The sequence below is a fragment of the Halosimplex salinum genome (assembly GCF_003730195.1).
Taxonomy (GTDB): domain Archaea; phylum Halobacteriota; class Halobacteria; order Halobacteriales; family Haloarculaceae; genus Halosimplex; species Halosimplex salinum.
The window spans coordinates 52,310-69,913 of the sequence record NZ_QWGG01000010.1 but is presented as its reverse complement, the minus strand read 5'-3'; the positions used below and the strand labels follow the sequence as shown (position 1 = coordinate 69,913).

Annotated in this window: 17 protein-coding genes; 4 read left to right on the top strand and 13 right to left on the bottom strand. The window is 70.6% G+C overall.

The features are described 5' to 3' along the window. Positions 1-88: 88 nt before the first annotated feature. Positions 89-655 carry an NUDIX hydrolase gene (locus D1409_RS20125; RefSeq protein WP_123538790.1) on the bottom strand — a complete coding sequence of 189 codons (567 nt, stop codon included), beginning with the start codon at positions 653-655 and terminating at the stop codon, positions 89-91. A gap of 1 nt (position 656) precedes the next feature. Continuing rightward, a complete protein-coding gene (locus D1409_RS20120) occupies positions 657-2,537 on the bottom strand; it encodes a S9 family peptidase (RefSeq protein ID WP_123538789.1) in 1,881 nt (626 codons plus the stop codon). A gap of 199 nt (positions 2,538-2,736) precedes the next feature. On the opposite strand from D1409_RS20120, the gene D1409_RS24830 reads away from it, so the two are divergent. Then, positions 2,737-3,039 carry a hypothetical protein gene (locus tag D1409_RS24830; RefSeq protein WP_164471808.1) on the top strand — a complete coding sequence of 101 codons (303 nt, stop codon included), beginning with the start codon at positions 2,737-2,739 and terminating at the stop codon, positions 3,037-3,039. A gap of 26 nt (positions 3,040-3,065) precedes the next feature. Here D1409_RS24830 and D1409_RS20110 read toward each other — a convergent pair whose 3' ends face one another. Continuing rightward, positions 3,066-3,797 carry a zinc metalloprotease gene (locus D1409_RS20110; protein WP_123538788.1) on the bottom strand — a complete coding sequence of 244 codons (732 nt, stop codon included), beginning with the start codon at positions 3,795-3,797 and terminating at the stop codon, positions 3,066-3,068. A gap of 176 nt (positions 3,798-3,973) precedes the next feature. Between D1409_RS20110 and D1409_RS20105 the strand changes: the two genes are divergently transcribed. Continuing rightward, positions 3,974-5,032 carry a glycosyltransferase gene (locus tag D1409_RS20105; protein ID WP_123538787.1) on the top strand — a complete coding sequence of 353 codons (1,059 nt, stop codon included), beginning with the start codon at positions 3,974-3,976 and terminating at the stop codon, positions 5,030-5,032. A gap of 12 nt (positions 5,033-5,044) precedes the next feature. Here the strand turns inward: D1409_RS20105 and D1409_RS20100 are convergent, their stop codons facing one another. The 8 genes from D1409_RS20100 to purH form a co-directional block, all read right to left on the bottom strand. After that, positions 5,045-5,401, bottom strand: coding sequence for a VOC family protein (locus D1409_RS20100; protein WP_123538786.1), 357 nt, complete (start codon positions 5,399-5,401; stop codon positions 5,045-5,047). Between the two features lie 387 nt (positions 5,402-5,788). After that, positions 5,789-6,451: a class I SAM-dependent methyltransferase gene (locus D1409_RS20095; RefSeq protein ID WP_123538785.1), complete on the bottom strand. Its 663-nt coding sequence runs from the start codon at positions 6,449-6,451 to the stop codon at positions 5,789-5,791. Positions 6,452-6,523: 72 nt separating this feature from the next. After that, entirely contained in the window at positions 6,524-9,094 is a 2,571-nt protein-coding gene (gene folP, locus D1409_RS20090; RefSeq protein ID WP_123538784.1) for a dihydropteroate synthase, read from the bottom strand. Between the two features lie 109 nt (positions 9,095-9,203). Then, complete coding sequence (locus tag D1409_RS20085; protein WP_123538783.1) at positions 9,204-9,524, bottom strand: DUF7538 family protein; 321 nt, start codon at positions 9,522-9,524, stop codon at positions 9,204-9,206. Then, positions 9,517-10,359 carry a hypothetical protein gene (locus D1409_RS20080; RefSeq protein WP_123538782.1) on the bottom strand — a complete coding sequence of 281 codons (843 nt, stop codon included), beginning with the start codon at positions 10,357-10,359 and terminating at the stop codon, positions 9,517-9,519. Before D1409_RS20080 ends, D1409_RS20085 begins: the two co-directional genes overlap by 8 nt. A 76-nt stretch (positions 10,360-10,435) precedes the next feature. After that, positions 10,436-10,990 (bottom strand): SHOCT domain-containing protein, encoded by a 555-nt coding sequence (locus tag D1409_RS20075; RefSeq protein ID WP_123538781.1) that lies wholly within the window; start codon positions 10,988-10,990, stop codon positions 10,436-10,438. Between the two features lie 89 nt (positions 10,991-11,079). Then, complete coding sequence (locus D1409_RS20070) at positions 11,080-12,210, bottom strand: Gfo/Idh/MocA family protein (protein WP_123538780.1); 1,131 nt, start codon at positions 12,208-12,210, stop codon at positions 11,080-11,082. Positions 12,211-12,302: 92 nt separating this feature from the next. After that, positions 12,303-13,916, bottom strand: a complete 1,614-nt coding sequence (gene purH / locus D1409_RS20065; RefSeq protein ID WP_123538779.1) for a bifunctional phosphoribosylaminoimidazolecarboxamide formyltransferase/IMP cyclohydrolase — start codon at positions 13,914-13,916, stop codon at positions 12,303-12,305. A gap of 152 nt (positions 13,917-14,068) precedes the next feature. On the opposite strand from purH, the gene purB reads away from it, so the two are divergent. Together purB and D1409_RS20055 are read left to right on the top strand one after the other, a co-directional pair. Then, on the top strand, positions 14,069-15,457 hold the full coding sequence (gene purB, locus D1409_RS20060; RefSeq protein ID WP_123538864.1) for an adenylosuccinate lyase: 1,389 nt from the start codon (positions 14,069-14,071) through the stop codon (positions 15,455-15,457). A gap of 74 nt (positions 15,458-15,531) precedes the next feature. Further along, complete coding sequence (locus D1409_RS20055) at positions 15,532-16,149, top strand: phosphoribosyltransferase (protein ID WP_123538778.1); 618 nt, start codon at positions 15,532-15,534, stop codon at positions 16,147-16,149. 31 nt (positions 16,150-16,180) lie between these two features. Here D1409_RS20055 and D1409_RS20050 read toward each other — a convergent pair whose 3' ends face one another. Both D1409_RS20050 and D1409_RS20045 read right to left on the bottom strand, forming a co-directional pair. Further along, positions 16,181-16,426 carry a hypothetical protein gene (locus tag D1409_RS20050; RefSeq protein ID WP_123538777.1) on the bottom strand — a complete coding sequence of 82 codons (246 nt, stop codon included), beginning with the start codon at positions 16,424-16,426 and terminating at the stop codon, positions 16,181-16,183. Between the two features lie 54 nt (positions 16,427-16,480). After that, the gene (locus tag D1409_RS20045) at positions 16,481-17,602 is read right to left on the bottom strand and encodes a M20 family metallopeptidase (RefSeq protein ID WP_123538776.1); all 1,122 of its coding nucleotides are present in this window, start codon (positions 17,600-17,602) and stop codon (positions 16,481-16,483) included. Positions 17,603-17,604: the final 2 nt, after the last annotated feature.

The following is a 17,604-nucleotide window of genomic DNA, read 5'->3' as shown; positions in this document are numbered from 1 at the left end:
TGTGCGAGCTACACACATCCGGCAGAACGCCCGATTGGCGTCGCCTTCCGCCCGATCCCGCTCGGTCGCCGTCGCCCGCCGCCCGATCTCACCCGTTCGTCGGGAACGGCCGGTCGGCCACCTCCGGGTACAGCACCGCGTCCGGCGTCCCCTCGAACCACTCGACCGCCGCGATCTCTCCCTCCCGGGGACGCGGGTCGCCGCCCGCGTACTCCCCGTCGAAGATGACGATGAGGCTCCACAGGGCCGGTCGGTCCGGGTCGGTCTCGTCGACGAGTTCGAGGACGTGCGCCTCGCGGACGCCCGTGACGGTGGCGTCGACGTTCGCTTCCTCTCGGACCTCGCGGCGGGCGGCCGCTTCGAACGACTCCCCCGCCTCGCGCTTCCCGCCGGGGTCGGCCCACCCCTCGTCGCCCTCGTTGCGGACGAGCAGTACCGCCCCGGCGTCGTTCGTGATCCAGATCCCGGCCCCGCCGTTCGCGCCGGCCGCGACCCGTTCTCGGTTGCGCTCGTACGCGTCAGCCGAGAGGTCCCAGCACTTCTCGACGCGCTCGAACCCGTCGTAGCGCTCGCGCAGGTCGGCGAGCCAGTCGTCGACTCGCTCCCGCGAGCGGGTCGGGAGGTCCGCGTCGGGGTCCGCGTCGCCGTCGCTCATCTCAGACGTGCTCGTCGAGGAAGTCGACGACGGCCGTGTAGGCCTCGATCTTGTTCTCGCGTTTCGTGATGCCGTGGCCCTCGTCGTCGAAGACGAGTTTCTCGACGGGGACACCCTGGTCGGCGGCCTTCTCGGCGATCTGTTCGGCCTCGTCGACGGGGACGCGCGGGTCGTTCGCGCCGTGGAGGACGAACAGCGGCGCCTCGATCGCGTCCGCGTTGTTGATCGGCGAGACGGACTCGAGGAACTCGCGGTCCTCCGCGAGCGAACCGTACTCGGCCTCTCGCAGTTCGCGGCGCCACGACCCGGTGTTCTCGAGGAACGTGACGAAGTTGGCGATGCCGACCACGTCGACGCCCGCGGCCCACAGGTCGGGGTACTCCGTCAGTGCCGCGAGCACCATGAACCCGCCGTAGGAGCCGCCCATCGCGACGACGCGGTCGGGATCTATCGCCTCGTGGTCGGTGAGCCACTCCACCGCGGCCTCGATATCTGCCACCGAGTCCATCCGCTTCTCCACGTCGTCGAGGTGGGTGTACTCGCGACCGTACCCCGTCGACCCGCGGACGTTCGGTTCGAAGACGGCGTACCCCCGCGACAGGAAGTACTGCGTCAGTCCGGCGAAGGAGGGGCGGCGCTGGCTCTCGGGCCCGCCGTGGATGTCGACGATCACTGGGAGGCCGGCTTCGCCGGCTTCCGAACAACGTGGCGGCTCCGCCGCCACGCCCGTCTCACCGGCCGCCCACTCCTCGGGCAGCGAGAAGTAGGCCGGGATCTCTCTGCCGTCGAACGTCGGGTAGCGCACGAGTTCCGGTTCGACCAGCGTCGACTTCGGGATGCCCGCCGTCGCGGCGTCGGTCCAGCGCTCGACGGCGCCCGTCTCCATCTCGACCACGTAGACGTTCGTGTTCTCCGTGCGGCCGGTGGCCGAGAGGGCGAACCGCTCGGCGTCCTCGTCGAAGGAGACGCCGCCGGCGAGGTTCCCCGGCAGGTCGGGCGCCGGGAACTCCTCGATATCGGTCGAGCCCGCGAGTTCGCCGACGGTCAGGTCGGTGTAGCCGTCGACGTTGCGCGAGTACACCAGCCGACCGGTCTCGTCGTCGAGCGCGACGCCGCCCACGTTCCACTCGCCGCCCTCGGCCACGACATCGAGGGCGTCCGCGAGGTCCGATTCGTCGGCGTCGGGCCCCATCGCGTCGAGGTCGAGCCGAGCGAGGTACTTCGTGTCCGCCTCGTAGTCGGTCGTGAGGTAGAACGCGTCGCCGTCGGGGCTCCACTGGACGCTCGTGAATCGCACGTCCCCCTCGTGGGGCGTGACGTGACGCAGTTCGCCGGAGTCCAGTTCGAGCACGTAGAGGTCCTGGTCGAAGTTCCAGTGAGCCTGCGAGACGAGCAGGCGGTCGTCGTCGGGCGACCAGCCGCCGACGGAGACCCAGCCGTCGCCCTCGTTGACGAGTTCGGCATCTTCGCCGGTCGCCGTGCGGTCCTGGACGTACACGTCGAAGACGGATTCGTCGCGGCGGTTGGAGGCGAAGGCGAACCGGTCGCCGTCGTGCGACCAGCCGCCCCAGCGGTGTTTCGCGTCCGGGTGGGCGGTGAGGTTCGTGATCGTCCCGTCGTCGGGGTCGAGGCGGTAGAGCTGGGCGCGCTCGTTGCCGCCCTCGTCCATCCCGAAGACCAGTTCGCGGCGTTCGGGCGACCAGGAGGCGAAGGTGACTCGCTCCTCGTAGAAGGTGCGCTGGACGGGCCAGTCGAGCGGCGCGTCGAGCGTCCAGACCTGGGGCGTCCCCGTCGCGTCGAGCAGGAAGGAGATCGCCCCGTCGGGTGCGAAGGAGGCGCCGTACGCGCTCCGGACGTTGAGATAACGCTCGAGGTCGTACATACGCCCGGCAAGCGGCGGCACGGAGAAAGTCCTTCCGGGCGTCCGCCGCGACGGCGCCGGCCGCCGACGGTAAGCGTGAGAGAGGTCACCGGTAAGTGTCCGTTTGAAGCGACGAAACGGTCACAACGGCGGAAACGTTGCGTCCCTTCTCCGAATGTCCGTCAATAACGAAAGGTCGACATCTCCTAGGCGAAATCGCATGTACCGTGTACTCGCGACAGTCTGCATCGTCGCCCTGGTCGCCCTCGCCGGTTGCGGAGGTCCCGGTCCGGGCGCGGATACAGCGACACCCGGCGCCGAGGACGGAGGGGTCGGAGACGGCGCCTCACCGGAAGACGGAGACGGCATCGGCGACGAAACGCCCACCGAGGAAGGTGACGGCCTCGGCGACGAGACCGAGACCGACGAGGGCGGCACCGAAGAGACGCCCACCGACGAGGGCGACGAGATGACCGACGAGACGGACACCGAGACCGAGACCGAGACGGCGACGGCCGAGTGATCGAGCGGTCCTCTGACGGTAGCGAGCTACCGGAGCGCCTGCTCGGCGCAGTCCGTGAATCGAAGCGCGAGTCGTCGATTCGGCGCCGCGCTGTCGCGCGGGAACGACTCGCCGCACGCGCTCTCGTCCGCGAGCTGGTTCTCCCGCACGTGGTCGGGCGCCCAGACGTAGCTCCCGACCATCGGGCTCGCGACGATCGCGTCGTCGCGGCGTCGGGCTGAGCCGTGCTCGTGGCCGAGTCCGAGCGCGTGGCCGCACTCGTGGAGCAGGAGTTGCGTCGCGGCCGCCCGCACCGAGTACGGCACGACCGTCGGCGTCTCGGTGGCCGGCGCCATCCTCGCGATGTAGCCCGCGCCGGTCACGGCGGCGACGTGTGGTCGGGCGTACCCGGCGGGCTGTTTCCGCGGGTCGCCGTCCGTGACGAGCAGGTTCACGCCGTCGACCGGGTCGACGCCGCCCATCCCGACGGCGCCCTCGACGACTCGCGACGGCCAGTGCATCGAGAGCACGCGCTTCCCGCCCTCCGCGGGCAGGGCGACCGGGGACGGGACGAAGTCGAACTCGACGGCGCCCAGCGGCGCTTCGAGCGCGCTGCCGAGGTACCCCTCGACCCTGTCGGCGAGCGAGTCGTGCGCGGCGGCGGCCTCGCTGAACCAGACGCGGACGACGACCGGATCCGTCGGACGCGCGGCCCGTCGCCCGGCGATGCCGACCGACAGGGCGACGCCGGCGCCTGCGAGGAATCTCCGGCGGTTCACTACTCCTTCGATCCCGATCATCGATGATAAGGGTTCCTGCACGGTAGGTGCGACTTACTCCGGCGGCAGTGCGAATCGGTCCAGGGTACGACGGTCTTACCGGCCTCAGGGGGCGACGCGATCGGTACCCGGTTGGATGGTGGGGATTTTTGATACCCGACCCCATCCCCCACCGTATGCGCGTCGCGTTCGTCTCGATGGAGACGACTCACTATCGCGACACCGAAGGGGCACGCCGGTTCGAACGCGTCGCACGCCACCTCGCCGCCCGCGGTCACGACGTGACCGTCTTCTGCACGCAGTGGTGGGAGGGCACCGACGAGCGCGTCGAACGCGACGGCGTCACGTACCGGGGCGTCACCCTCTCGCCAGCCCTCACTTCGTTCGCCGTCCGGATCCCGGCTCTGCTCGCGGTCTACGACCCCGACGTGGTCCACGCTCGCCCCGAGCCGCCGGTGACCGTCCTCGCCGCCAGCCTCGGCGGCACGCTCGCCCGCGCCCCCCTCGTCGTCGAGTGGTTCGGCGACGAGGACGTCGACGAGTCCCGGTTCTCCGAGCGGGCCGCCACCCTCCCGGAGACGGTCGTCACCCCCTCGGAGATGGTCCGTACCCGCGTCCGCGAGCTCGGCGCGACGGACAGCACCTCGCAGGTCGTCCCCGAGAGCATCGACATGTCGCTCGTCCGTGACACCGAGCCCGCCGAGGAGGTGGACGTGGCGTTCGCCCACCCGCTCGACGAGAGCGCCAACGTGGAGAGTTTCCTGCTCGGCCTCGCGGAGTTACGCGACCGCGACTGGACCGCGACGATCATCGGCGACGGCCCGCGTCGCGCGGACTACGAACGACAGGTCGGCGACCTGCGGATCGACGACCGCGTCACCTTCGCCGGCGCCTGCGACCGCGAGGAGCGGGTCGCGCTCTACAAGGGCGCTCACGCGTTCGTCCAGACCGCCTATCGCGAGTACTTCGCCACGGAACTGCTGTGGGCGATGGCCTGTGGCTGCGTCGGCATCGTCGAGTACCAGGCCGAGTCCAGCGCCCACGAACTCATCGAGGGGGCCGAGCGGAGCTTCCGCGCCACCGACCCCGAACAGATCGCCGACGCCATCGTCGACGCCGGCGAGTTCGAGCGACTCACCGTCGACGAGGAGTGGGGCGAGTTCGACCACACACCAGTCCTCGAACGCTACCTCCAGACGTATCGCGACCTGCAGGAATCCTACGGGCTGTTCTGACCACCGACCCCGCTAGTCGGACTCGCCGGGGAGCCGGTGCAGGAACGTCTGGAACTCTATCGTCCGCCCGTCCGGGTCCTCCGCGAAGAACTGGTAGACGTCGTACCGGTCGTTAGTCTCCGGCGGCCCGTCGGCCCGGTCCTCGAACCGCTCGTACAGTTCGTCGACGCGCCCCCGGTCGTCGTAGTAGAACGTGAGGATCCCGCAGTCGTCTGTCGCGTCACGTCCGCAGAAGCCGAACGTGAACTCCCCGTGCTGGAGGATCGTACACCCGTCCTGTTCGAGCCACGTCTCGGCGCCGACCCGCTCGCGGTAGAACTCGACGACCCGGTCCTCGTCCCGCGTCCGGAAGAACACGATTCCGCTCACGGTCCGGGAGTGGGCTGGACACTCCAAAACCGTTCGGGACGGACCCCGCGACCGCCACTCCGACCGCCGGGAGCGACGCGACGGCCACCGCAGGGCCCGCCGGGGGATCCGCCGTCCCCGACGCGCCCTTGCCGCTCGGGCGCGTAGGTAACCGCGACTCCGATGATCCCCCCGCTCGTCCGCCGCTGTCCCGACTGCGGTCACGTCGGCCTGTCGCGAAGCTTCGCTACCGTCGACGACGCGGGGCGGCGCTTCGCCGAGTGCCCCCGTTGCGAGCATCGGTTCCGGACGGTCGACAGCCCGGTCCTGAAGTAGGCGCGAGGGCACCGTCGGGACTGCACACGGCCCGGTCGGGACAGCGGACGGCCCAGACTCGACTGGCGTCTGTCAGCTCTCCCCCGCTTCGAAGCGGGCGCTCACGAACAGCCACTCGCCCCCGCCGAGTTCGTCGCCGACGACCGCCTCGTCTTCGACCGCGAATCCCGCTTCCGAGAGCAGTTCGAGGCTCCGCTCGCGGCCGTGGAAGCTCCACTGCATCGCCGCGCCGCTGTCGAGCCAGTCGTCGTTCTCGCCCTCCCAGTCGCCGACCCCGGTCGTGAGGAGGAGTCGACCGCCCGGTCGGAGGACGCGCGCGAACTCCGCGAACACGTCCTCGTGGCGCTCGCGGGGGACGTGGATGACCGAGTGGAGCGCGGTCAGCGCGTCCACCGCATCGTCGCCGACGGGCAATCGCGTCAGGTCACCGCGGACCAGCCGTGCGGCGGGCGCCCGCTCGCTCGCCAGCGCCAGTTGCTCGGCCGAGAGGTCCAGACCGACTGTCTCGTACTCGTCGGCGAGCGTCTCCAGGACGGCGCGTCCGCCGCCACAGCCGGCGTCGAGCACGCGGGCGTCGCTCGCCAGCCCGTCGACCACCGATTCGACGAACGGCACCTCGTCGGCGGTGCGGCGGTCGGCGTCGTACGCCTCGGCCACGCCGTCGTAGCCCGTCATGACGGCTCGCGCCCACTCCGCGTGGTCGCGCTCGCCGTCCGAATCTCGCTCGTCGCTCACATCCCGACAGCCGAGAGAGGGGCAAAAAAGCTACCGGGAGTCCGTCACCCGTTCCGGGCGCCCGTCACTCGCTCACTCGTCGGCGAACCGCTCGGGGTCGTCGGCCGCCTGCGCGACCCGGACCGCGGCGACGTTCTCGTGAGCGTCGTGGACGCGGATCACGTCCGCACCCCGCTCGGCCATCAGTGCCGTCCCCGCGACCGTCTCGTCCAGCGCGCCCTCGCGCCCGCCGTCGGTCAGGTCGAACATCGACTTCCGGGAGTGCCCGACGAGGACCGGACAGCCCAGCGCCGCGAGTTCGTCGAGCCGACCGAGCAGTTCGAAGCTCTCGACGGCCGACTTCCCGAAGCCGAGCCCGGGGTCGACGAGGATCTGCGAGCGGTCCAGACCCGCTTTCTCGGCCAGCAGGACGCGCTCGGAGAGGTAGTCGATCACGTCGGTGACCACGTCGTCGTACTCGACGCTCGTCTCCGGGTCGACCGGCGCCTCGATGCTGTGCATGACGACGACCGGCACGTCGTGTTCGGCCGCGACCAGTCGCATCTCCGGGTCTTCGAGCCCCGAGACGTCGTTGAGCAGGTCCGCGCCCGCGTCGATGGCCGCGCGAGCGACCGCCGCCTTCCGCGTGTCGATGGAGACCATCACGTCGAGGTCCGATATCGCCTCGATCACCGGGACGACGCGGTCGATCTCCTCGTCGACCGGCACGACCTCGGCGCCCGGACGGGTCGACTCGCCGCCGATGTCGAGGATTTCGACGCCGGCGTTGACCATCCGCTCGGCGCGCTCGCGGGCGGCGTCGACGGTGTTGTACTCGCCGCCGTCGTGGAAGCTGTCCGGCGTGATATTCAGGATGCCCATCACCGCGGTGCCGTCTTCCCACGGGTACTCGCGGTCGGCGCCCTCCGAGTCGGTCGCTCCCGGGTCGGCGCTCGCTGTCCCCGGTTCGATAGTCGGCGTCGCCTCGTTCGGGCCGGGCGTGCCCGCCAGCGCGGTCGCGAACTCGTCGACCAGCGGCGCGAGGTCGTCGTCGCGGTCCGAGAGGTCGGCGAGCAGGCGATCGAACTGTGTCCGCGTGGCCATCAGCACCGCGTCGACGACCTCTTCGTCTTGCTCGGCGAGCGCGGACAGGGCGACCTCGCCCCCCAGCGCGCGCAGTTCGGACTGGAGACGCCGGGCCTGCCGTGGGCGCAGACGGGTTCGCAGGACCCGATGGACGGCGTCGCCGCTGGCTCGTTCGACTTCGCGCTCGGCGACGTGGCCGCGTTCGAGCGTCTTCCGGGCTTCGGCGAGCGAATCGACCGTCGCGGGCACGACGGGGCGCGCCCAGCGGGTCCGCGCCTCGGCGACCGCGTACAGCGACCCGGCGACGACCACCGCGTCGTCCGGCCCGGCCGCGTCGAACGCCCGGTCGAGCGCGCCGGCGACCGCCGCGTGCGTCTCGACGTCGGCCTCGGTCTCCGCTTCGAAGGCCCGCGCGACGACCGCCTCCGACTCGGCGCGGTCGTGGTCGGGCCGACAGGCGACGACGCGAGCGAGGTCCGCGTCGGCGAACGCGCTCGCGATGCCGCGGTGGTCCTTGTCCGTCATGGCCCCGACGACGAGGTGAAGGTCGTCGTAGTCGAACGACGACAGCACGTCCGCCGTCGTCTCGCACCCGCCGGGGTTGTGCGCGCCGTCGAGGACGACCAGCGGCTCCCGGCCCATCACCTCGAACCTGCCCGGCCAGTGGGCGTTGCGAAACCCCCGTTCGACGGCGTCGGTCGCGAGGTCGGCGTCCAGTCGCTCCGCGGCCTGTCGAACGAGTACCGCGGCGACCCCCGCGTTGCGCGCCTGATGGGCGCCCAGTAGCGGGAGGTGGGTGTCGACGGTCCACTCCGTTCCCTCGTCGCCCCCGGCCGACCCCTCGACGGTGACCGCCCCCTCCAGCCCCTCGCGGCCGCCGTAGCGGACGGTCACGTCGGGGTCGTCCTCGCGGTCGTCCCAGTCCGCGTCCGCGACGGTCAGCACGTCGTCGACTTCCTCGCGGATGCCCGCCAGCGCGTCGCCCGTCGTCGCCGTCACGAGCGGCGCGTCCGCGGGCGCGACGCCGGCCTTGTCACGGGCGATCTCCTCGACGGTGTCGCCGAGCAGGTCGGTGTGTTCGAGCGTGACTGCGGTGACCGCGCTCGCGACCGGATCGACGACGCTCGTCGCGTCGAGCGACCCGCCGATGCCGACCTCGAGGACGGCCACGTCCACGTCCTGTCGGTCGAACTCCCAGAGCGCCATCGCCGTCACCGTCTCGAAGAACGTCGGCGACTCGCCGTCGGTCGCCCGGTCGGTGGCGTACTCGCGGAACTCGCCGACGAACTCGGTGACCGCCGACTCGGTGATCGGCCGGCCGTCGACGCGCACCCGCTCGCGCACGTCGTCGAGGTGGGGCGAGGTGTAGAGCCCGACCGACAGCCCCGCCTCGCGGAGCGCGCGCTCGACCATCCGAGCGGTGCTCCCCTTCCCGTTCGACCCCGCGATCTGGACGCACTGCAGGCGCTCCTGCGGATCGCCGAGGTGGCCGAGCAGGTTCCGCGTGGGGTCCAGCCCCGGCCGCGGCGCGAACCGGCGCAGATCGAAGAGAAAGTCCGCCGCCTCGTGAAACTCCATGCACGTGCGATTCCCGATGGGCCCGCTTAGACCTGTCGGACTTGCCAACGTGCGCGTCGCGACTGCCGACACAGTCGTCACAGAATCCGCAACTCACGACCGAAACACGCTACAGCGACCGCCGCTCGACCTCGGGGTCGACCCCCGCGGCGTTCAGGTCCATCCGGATCCGCTCGCGGAGCGGCGTCGGAACGGTGTCTCGCCCCACGGGAACGGCCGTCTCGCCGGCGTCTTCTGGGGGAACTTTCCAGTAGACGACGCAGTCGCTCGGCGCGTAGTACTCGACGCTGTAGCGGTCCCCCTCCCCCTCGTAGTGGACGCGCGCGGCCGACCCCTCGACGCGCCAGCCCTCGCGGTCGCCGAGGCCGGCGAGCGAGTCGCTCCCGCCGGAGTCGCGCTCGGACCGCTCGCTCGCGCCGTCCTCACTCATCGGCGTCGTCGCGCGGGCCGTCGACCAGCGGGTCTCGCTCCGGCTCCTCCGAGAACTTCCGGACCGCGGCCGCGACCACGGCGAGCGCGGCCAGCCCGACGAGCGCGCCGACGTCCGAGTCCGTGCGCGGCCGACCCACGCTGTCCGGGCCGGCCTCGTCGTCCTCGCGGTCGTCGCGCTCGTCGGACTCCGCTCGCCTGGCGCGGTCGACCGTCTCGTCGACCGGCTGGTCGGCGAACTCCTCGCGCTCGTCTCGGCTCGGCGCCTTCGCCCGGCGGCGCGCCTCGGGGACGTCGCCGGTTACCTCGGTCGGGCGAGGCTCCGGCTGGTCGGACTCGTCGTCGCTCCCGAGTTTGTCGCTCGCGACGCGCTTGGCTTTCCCGAGGTAGCGGTAGGCGAGGACGGCGACGACCGCGAGGACCACGAGCGCCACGGCGACCTTCGGGAGCACCGACCGGAGTTTCTCCTTCCAGCCGCCGTCGTCGGCGTCCGCGTCACCGGGTGACGGCACCGGATCCCGAAGGGTGGCCGGGCCGTCCGGGTTCGGCGTGTCCCACGCGTCGCTCGGATCGTCGCCGCTGGTCCCTACGGGGACGGTCGTCTCCGAGCCGTCGTCGACCGCGTCGTCGACGAGGTCCGTCCCGGCGTCGCGGTCGTCCGTCGCCGCGTCGCCGCCGTCCGCGGCGGCGTCGCTCGTGTCGCTCGCGTCGCTCTCGTCCCGCGGTTCGCGGCCGCCGTCGGTGAGTTTCTCCAGGTCCTCCTCGGAGAGGAGCCGTTCGATGTACCCCCCGACGGGCGACTCGTCGAGGTCGATCCCCAGCAGCGTCTTTCCCATGTTCGACCCATGGGCCAGCCACCGGAAATAACTGCGTGGTGCGCCTGCGCGGTTGCGTTCCGACGGGGCGGCGCGGTCAGTTCCGCTCGGTCGCGCGGAGTTCGTCGTCGATCGCCGAGGTCCGGTCGCGGTGGACGCCTTCCTCGTCCATGATCCGCTGCATGCGCTGTTCGAACTCGTAGTCCGAGATCTCGCCGTCGACGTACCGGTCTTTCAGGCGTTCGATCCGTTCGTCGGCGCGCTGCTCCGGCGAGCGCGTGTCGAAGTCCTCGACGAGGTCCGAGAGGCCGACGAGTCGAGCGAGGTCGCTCTCGCGTTCGACGTAGGTGGCGACCTGCCCGAGCCTGACACCGGCGAACTCCGTCTTCCCGCTGACCGCCGAGGAGGCGCGGCCGGCGAGTCCGACGGCCGCGGCGATCAGTGCGACGACGGTCCCCGGCACGCCGGCGACGAGGCCGAGGAGGAACAGCGGCAGGAGTGTTCCGAGCGTCGACGCGCCCCCGACACCCAGCAGCGCCAGGAGCAGCCAGCCGACGACGCCGAGGACCGAGACGACGGTCAGCGTGCCGAACGCCAGCGAGAGGCCGACGACCAGCAGGAGGTGGTCGCGCGCCCACTCCGAGAGTCCCATGTCCCCGGTCACGAGTCGAGCGTACCTAAGCACACCGGCCGGGTCGCGGTCGGGCGATCACACGGTCTCGTGACGAGGGCGCGCCCGGCCTACAGGTCGACGTTCTCGCGGGCCTCTGCGAGCAGTTCCTGCACGTCGACGGGTTCGTCGCGCTCGCTGCTCAGGATGGCCGCCTCGACGAGCGCGACGGACTGGAGGTTCGCCTCGACGTTCGTCGCCATCGGCTCGCCGCCGTCGGACGAGTCCGACGAGCCTCCGGTCGCTCCGCTCCCGGAGACCCCGTCGAGCCACTCGACGAACTGCTCGACGAGCCACGTGTTGCCCCACGACTCCTGCTCGTCGAGCGGGACCGGTTCGCCGTCGGCGTCGGTCGCGCCGACGACCGTCTCGGCCTCCTGCTCGTAGGGGTAGCGGACGATCTCGCGGTCGTCGAGGACGAGCGTCTCGTCGCGACACTCCGCGCGGACGTAGTCGCTCCCCCAGCCGTTCAGCGTGGTCGCGTTCGCCTTCGCACCCTCCCACGTGGCGCGGACGCCGTTCTCGAAGCGCATCTGGATCGTCGCCTGGACGTCGTCCTGGTACTCGGCCCACTCGGGGAGCCACGTGTCGGCGTAGATCCGCTCGCAGTTCGCCCCGGCCATGTCCGCGAGGAAGTCGAGCTGGTGGACCGCTCCCTCGACGAGCAGCGGGTTGTCCATGTCGTGCCTGAACGCGCCCCACGCGCCGTACGTGCGGGCGTTGCAGGTGAACCGCGCCGCGAGGTAGTCTATCGGACCGGGCTCGCCCGAACGGAGCCGCCGACGCATCGTCGTCTTGTCCCGGTCGAAGCGGTGGCTCATCGTCACGCCCATCCGCAGGTCCGCCCGCTTCACCTTCTCGGCGATGCGGACGGAGGCCGCCAGCGTGTCGGCGATGGGTTTCTCGGAGAGGATGTCGAGGTCGTGTTCGACGGCGGCGTCGACGACCTCCTCGTGAGTCCACGGCGGCGTCACGATCGTACAGAAGTCCGCGTCGACCTCGGCGAAGGCGGTCTCGGCGTCGGTGTAACAGCGGTCGTCGGGGACGTCGAGGTGTTCGACGGCGTTCTCGTGGGCGTCGGGGTCGAGGTCGACGGCGGCGACGACGTCGATCAGCCCCTTCTCGACGTTCGGCGGGAGGAACGTGTCACACCAGCGGCCGCCCTGCCCGCCGGTTCCGACCTGGATGACGCGATATGTCATACCGTAGCGGGCGACCCATCGGACCGTAAATCGCCCGGTCGAGGAGAGACCGACCGGGGGAACACGGCGCGGACGGCGACCACGGACCCGACTCAGTCGTGTCTAAAGGCGCGCTGACCGGTCATGACCATCGCGATGTCGTGCTCGTCGGCCGCCTCGGTGACGATGTCGTCGTTCTTCGACCCGCCGGGCTGGATGACCGCCTCGATGCCCGCCTCTGCGGCCTTCTCGATGCCGTCCGGGAACGGGAAGAAGGCGTCCGAGGCCATCACGGCGCCCTCGGGGGACTTGCCCTCGGCGTCCTTGCGCGCCTTCATGTCGGCGATCTCGACCGCGTCGACGCGGGAGACCTGTCCGGCGCCGACGCCCACTGTTTCGGTTCCCTTCGCGAAGACGATGGCGTTCGATTTGACGTGCTTGATGGTCTGCCAGGCGAACAGCATCGCGTCGATCTGTTCGTCCGTGGGTTCGCGCTCGGTGACGACCTCCAGATCGTCGGGAGTCAGCGACTGGGTGTCCCGCTCCTGAACGAGGCGACCGCCGACGAGTTTCTTCTCGGTGAGGGTCTCCGATACCTCGTACTGCTCGCTCACGTCGAGGACGCGCAGGTTGTCCTTCTCGAACAGCGTGTCGAGCGCGGCGTCGGTGTAGCCCGGCGCGACGACGACTTCCTTGAACGAATCGATGATCTGCGCCGCAGTCGCCTCGTCGCACTCGCGATTCAGAGCGACGATGCCGCCGAAGGCGCTCTTGGGGTCGGTGGCGAGCGCGTCGGCGTAGGCGTCGGCGAGCGTGTCCGCGGTCGCACAGCCCGCGGGGTTGGTGTGCTTGATGACCGCGGCGGCGGGCTCGTCGAACTCCTTGATGAGATTCAGGGCGCCGTCGGCGTCGTTGTAGTTGTTGTACGACAGGGCCTTCGCGCCCTCGTTCAACTGGTCGGCGTGGACGACGCTGGCCTCGTCGACCGTGTTGTCGGCGTACACCGCGGCGTCCTGATGGGGGTTCTCACCGTAGCGCAGGTCCGCGGCGCGGTCCACGGAACTGAACAGTCGGGACGGCAGGTCGCCGCTGGTGTCGCCCTCGACGGAGACCTGATTCGCGTCGTAGTCGACCGTCGCGCGGTCCTCGGCGAACCACTTCACCGCGCGCGGGTAGGCCCTGAACTCGCCCTCGTAGAGGACCCGGTCGGCGAGTTCGTCCTCGTCGTCGCCCTCGTAGACCGGGACCGGTTCCTGCGTGACGACGGGGCCGCCGTCGACTTCCTCCTCGATGATCTCGCCGTCCTCGTCGATGGCGTTCGTGACGACGTGGACGGTGCAGCCGACGACCTTCGCGCCGTAGTCGAGCGCGTCGCCCCACGCGTCCATGCCGGGGAAGGAGGGGAGCAGGGAGGGGTGGACGTTCAGCGTCGTCGGCGCCGAGTCGAGGAACGTGTCCGACAGGAGGCGCATGTAGCCGTCCAGCGTCACCAGTTCGAAGTCGTAGTCGGCGAGCGCGTCGAGGATACGCTCCTCGTGCTCGCGACGGCCCTCGTCGTCGCCGCGTTCGACCACTTCGGTCGGGATACCGCGCTCGGCCGCGGCGTCGAGCACCGGCGCCTCGGCGTCGTTCGTCAGGACCACCGAGAACTCCGCCCCGCCCGGGGCGCGGTCGGCGATGTTCATGAGGTTCCGCCCGCGATTGCTTGCGAATCCCGCGAGTTTCATGTCTGGAGGGCCGTCGCCGCCGCGCAAAGTAGTTGCGAATCGGCGAGGACACAGTCGACACAGACGACACGGCCGCGCGGGCCGCGCCCGGGTCGTTCGCGGCGCGAACGCCGACCGACACGCTCTTTGGCCGACTCGTCACAGGGGCGAACATGACCGACCGTTCGGCGCTCCAGGCCGTCTCGCCACTGGACGGACGCTACGCCCGCTACACCGAACCGCTCGTCCCCTACGCCAGCGAGCAGGCGCTGATGCGCGCCCGCACGCAGGTCGAGGTCGAGTACCTGATCGCGCTGGCCGACCTCGACGCGACCCCGCTGGAGATCGACGACGGCCAGCGCGAACACCTCCGGGACGTGTACGAGACGTTCGACGGGGACGACGCCGCCCTCGTCAAGCAGATCGAGACCGAGGGGTACGGCGAGTACTCGGCGACCAACCACGACGTGAAGGCTATCGAGTACTTCGTCCGCGAGCACCTCCCCGAGGGCCTGGACGCCGCCCAGTGGATCCACTTCGGACTCACCAGCGAGGACGTGAACAACCTCGCCCATCGCCTCCTCGTCAAACCTGCCGTCGACGACGTGCTCGTGCCCCAGCTCCGCGAGGTGCGCGACGCGCTCGTCGAACAGGCCCGCGAGTACCGCGACCTCCCGATGCTCGCGCGCACGCACGGCCAGCCCGCGACGCCGACGACCTTCGGCAAGGAACTCGCCGTCTACGCCTCCCGGCTGGGCCGGGCGCTCGGCCGGATCGACCGCGCGAGCGTCGAGATTTCGGGGAAGCTCGCGGGCGCGTCCGGCACCTACGCCGCGCACGACGCCGCCTACCCGGACGTCGACTGGCCGGCTTTCTCCCGCGAGTTCGTCGGTGGTCTGGGACTGGAACACGAACCCGTCACGACGCAGGTCAACCCCTGTGACGACCTCGCCGCCGTCTTCGACGCGCTCCGGGGCGCGAACAACGTCCTGCTCGACCTCGACCTGGACGTGTGGCTCTACGTCTCCGACCGCTACCTCGGGCAGGAGACGACCGAAGGGGAGACGGGGTCGTCGACGATGCCCCACAAGGTCAACCCCATCGACTTCGAGAACAGCGAGGGGAACCTCTCGAAGGCCAACTCCGATCTCACCTTCCTCGCCGACTACGTCACGAAGTCCCGTCTCCAGCGGGACCTCTCGGACTCGACGGTCAAGCGCAACGTGGGCGCGGCGCTCGCCCACTGTCTCATCGGCTATTCGAAGCTCCAGAACGGCCTCGGCAAGGTCGTTCCCAACGAGCAGGTGATGGCCGACGACCTCGAATCGACGCCCGAAGTCGTCGGCGAGGCCGTCCAGACGATCCTCCGCCGAGAGGGGTTCGACGACGCGTACGAGCACGTCAAGAAGGCCACCCGCGGGCGCGACGTGTCGATGGCGGACTTCACCGCGATGATCGACGACCTCGACGTGAACGAGGACGTACGCGAGGAACTCCACGCGCTGACCCCCGCGGGGTACACCGGCATCGCCGACGAGATGGTCGACGACGCGCGCGAGTGAGGGCGACAGGCGGTTCGCGTGCCGCTCCGAGATCCGACCACACATCTTTGACTGCGTACCGCCAACTAGCGCACATGTTCCGCGATCGGACGGAAGCGGGGGAACGGCTCGCGGACGCGCTCGAACAGCGGGGGGTCGAGGCAGACGTGGTACTGGGGATTCCGCGGGGAGCGTTGCCGACGGCGCGTGTCGTCGCCGACCGGCTCCGCGCACCGCTCGACGTCGTCGTGGCGTCGAAGATCGGTGCCCCGCACAACGAGGAGTTCGCGATTGGCGCCGTGGCCGAGGACGGGTCTGTCTGGCTCAACGACGACGCGCTCGACCGGTTGAACGTGAGCGACGCCTACCTCTCTCGCGAATCGGATCGCGAGCGCGAGGTCGCCGCGGAGAAGGCCGCGACCTACCGCGAGGGCGGGCGGCCCGACTTCACCGGCAGACGCGTCGTCGTCGTCGACGACGGCGTCGCCACGGGAGCGACGATGCGCGCCTGCCTCCGGCTTGTCCGCGAGGACGGCCCCGAGCGCCTCGTGGTCGCCGTCCCCGTCGGACCGCCCGGCACGCTCGAGACGCTCGAGTCGCTCGCCGACGACGTCGTCGCGGTCGAACGGCCGCGGAACTTCCGGGCCGTCGGCGCACACTACCGGAACTTCGGTCAGGTCAGCGACGAAGAAGCGATGTCGTATCTGGCGTAGGTCGGCCGGGGAGTCTCTCGCGCTCGCGGGCTCAGGCCGTCGGTTCGTCGCCGCGGAGCCGCGGCAGCGCGATGTGGTACGCGACGCTGTACCCGGCGTAGAGGAGGACGGCACCGATGGCGGCCTCCCAGAGACCGAGCGTCATCTGGCCGGCAGTGAGATTCTGGAACCCTGCACTCTCGGCGAGCGCGCCGACGACAGTCAGCGCGCCCGCGACGACGATGTAGAAGACGACGCCGAGTAGTTCGGCGACCGGTCCGACGAGGAGTTCTCGCATTGCACCCGGTATGCTACACCGATTCATATACGTTCCGTGAGAAGGCGTCGCAGGCTACAGCAGCGCGTCGACGGCGTCACGCACCGCCCGCGCGGCCGCTCGCACCTCGTCGCGTCGGACGTACTCGCGCTCGCTGTGGGCGACCGCGCCCGCCTCGTCCGCCAGGTCGCCCGGGCCGAACACGACAGTCGGCGCGTGCTCCGCGAAGTACGACGCCTCGGTCGCCGCACCGAACGGCCGAACCTCCCCGCCGCTTGTGGTCGCGAGCGCCTCGACGAGCGGTTCGTCGCTCTCGGTCGCGAACGCCGTCAGGAACGGTGTCTCCCGCGGCGAGAGCGCGACCTCCAGGCCCATCCCCGAGGGGATCCACTCTGAGAGGTGCTCCTCCAGGCCCGCCCGGAACTCCTCGGGCGTCTCCGGGGGCACCGGACGCCGGTCGAACGTGATCACGCACTCCTCGGGCACCTGATTCGACGCCTCGCCGCCCTCGACGACGGTGGGCGTGAGCGTCGGCCGTCCGAGCGTCTCGTGCTCGTCCGGGCCCAGTTCCTCGTCGTACGTCTCCATCGCCTGCAGGACCGGCGCGACGGCCCTGATCGCGTTCGCGCCGCTCTCGGGCGTCGCGGCGTGGGCGGCCGCACCGGTGATCGTGATCGTCCCCTCGTACTGCCCGCGAGCGGCGGTACACACGTCCAGCCCGGTCGGCTCCCCGACGACGAACCCGTCCGCGTCGAGCGTCCCCGCGAGGTGGGCCGCACCGGTCTGGACGGTCTCCTCGTCGGGCGTGATCGCGAGCGTCAATCGCCCCCACCCGTCTTCGATCCCGGCGGTCAGGAACGCGTCGACCAGCGCCGCGAGCGGCCCCTTCGCGTCGCACGCGCCCCGCCCCTCGACGACGGCGCCGTCCTCGCGCTCCGTGAAGGCGACGTGTGGCGGCACCGTGTCGATGTGCGTGTTCAGGACGATGTGGGGCTGTTCGGACGCCCCGACCGCGGCACCGCCCGACTCGAACCCGTGAGCCGTCCGCGTCGCGAGCGTGTTGCCCGCCTCGTCGACGACCGGGTCGGCGCCCGCCTCCCGGAGCGTCTCGACGAGCAACTCGCGCATCTCCTCGACGGACTCGGACGAGTCCGTCCGCACGGCCCGCTCGTGGAACTCGAGCGCGTCGAACGGCATCG

Bases quoted from the DNA above. Each gene is read 5' to 3' on its own strand.
- D1409_RS20055 (WP_123538778.1), top strand. From the start codon at position 15,532: ATGTTCCGCGATCGGACGGAAGCGGGGGAACGGCTCGCGGACGCGCTC.
- D1409_RS20045 (WP_123538776.1), bottom strand. From the start codon at position 17,602: ATGCCGTTCGACGCGCTCGAGTTCCACGAGCGGGCCGTGCGGACGGAC.
- D1409_RS20080 (WP_123538782.1), bottom strand. From the start codon at position 10,359: ATGGGAAAGACGCTGCTGGGGATCGACCTCGACGAGTCGCCCGTCGGG.
- D1409_RS20105 (WP_123538787.1), top strand. From the start codon at position 3,974: ATGCGCGTCGCGTTCGTCTCGATGGAGACGACTCACTATCGCGACACC.
- purB (WP_123538864.1), top strand. From the start codon at position 14,069: ATGACCGACCGTTCGGCGCTCCAGGCCGTCTCGCCACTGGACGGACGC.
- purH (WP_123538779.1), bottom strand. From the start codon at position 13,916: ATGAAACTCGCGGGATTCGCAAGCAATCGCGGGCGGAACCTCATGAAC.
- D1409_RS20050 (WP_123538777.1), bottom strand. From the start codon at position 16,426: ATGCGAGAACTCCTCGTCGGACCGGTCGCCGAACTACTCGGCGTCGTC.
- D1409_RS24830 (WP_164471808.1), top strand. From the start codon at position 2,737: ATGTACCGTGTACTCGCGACAGTCTGCATCGTCGCCCTGGTCGCCCTC.
- D1409_RS20125 (WP_123538790.1), bottom strand. From the start codon at position 655: ATGAGCGACGGCGACGCGGACCCCGACGCGGACCTCCCGACCCGCTCG.
- D1409_RS20120 (WP_123538789.1), bottom strand. From the start codon at position 2,537: ATGTACGACCTCGAGCGTTATCTCAACGTCCGGAGCGCGTACGGCGCC.
- D1409_RS20070 (WP_123538780.1), bottom strand. From the start codon at position 12,210: ATGACATATCGCGTCATCCAGGTCGGAACCGGCGGGCAGGGCGGCCGC.
- folP (WP_123538784.1), bottom strand. From the start codon at position 9,094: ATGGAGTTTCACGAGGCGGCGGACTTTCTCTTCGATCTGCGCCGGTTC.
- D1409_RS20075 (WP_123538781.1), bottom strand. From the start codon at position 10,990: ATGGGACTCTCGGAGTGGGCGCGCGACCACCTCCTGCTGGTCGTCGGC.
- D1409_RS20085 (WP_123538783.1), bottom strand. From the start codon at position 9,524: ATGAGTGAGGACGGCGCGAGCGAGCGGTCCGAGCGCGACTCCGGCGGG.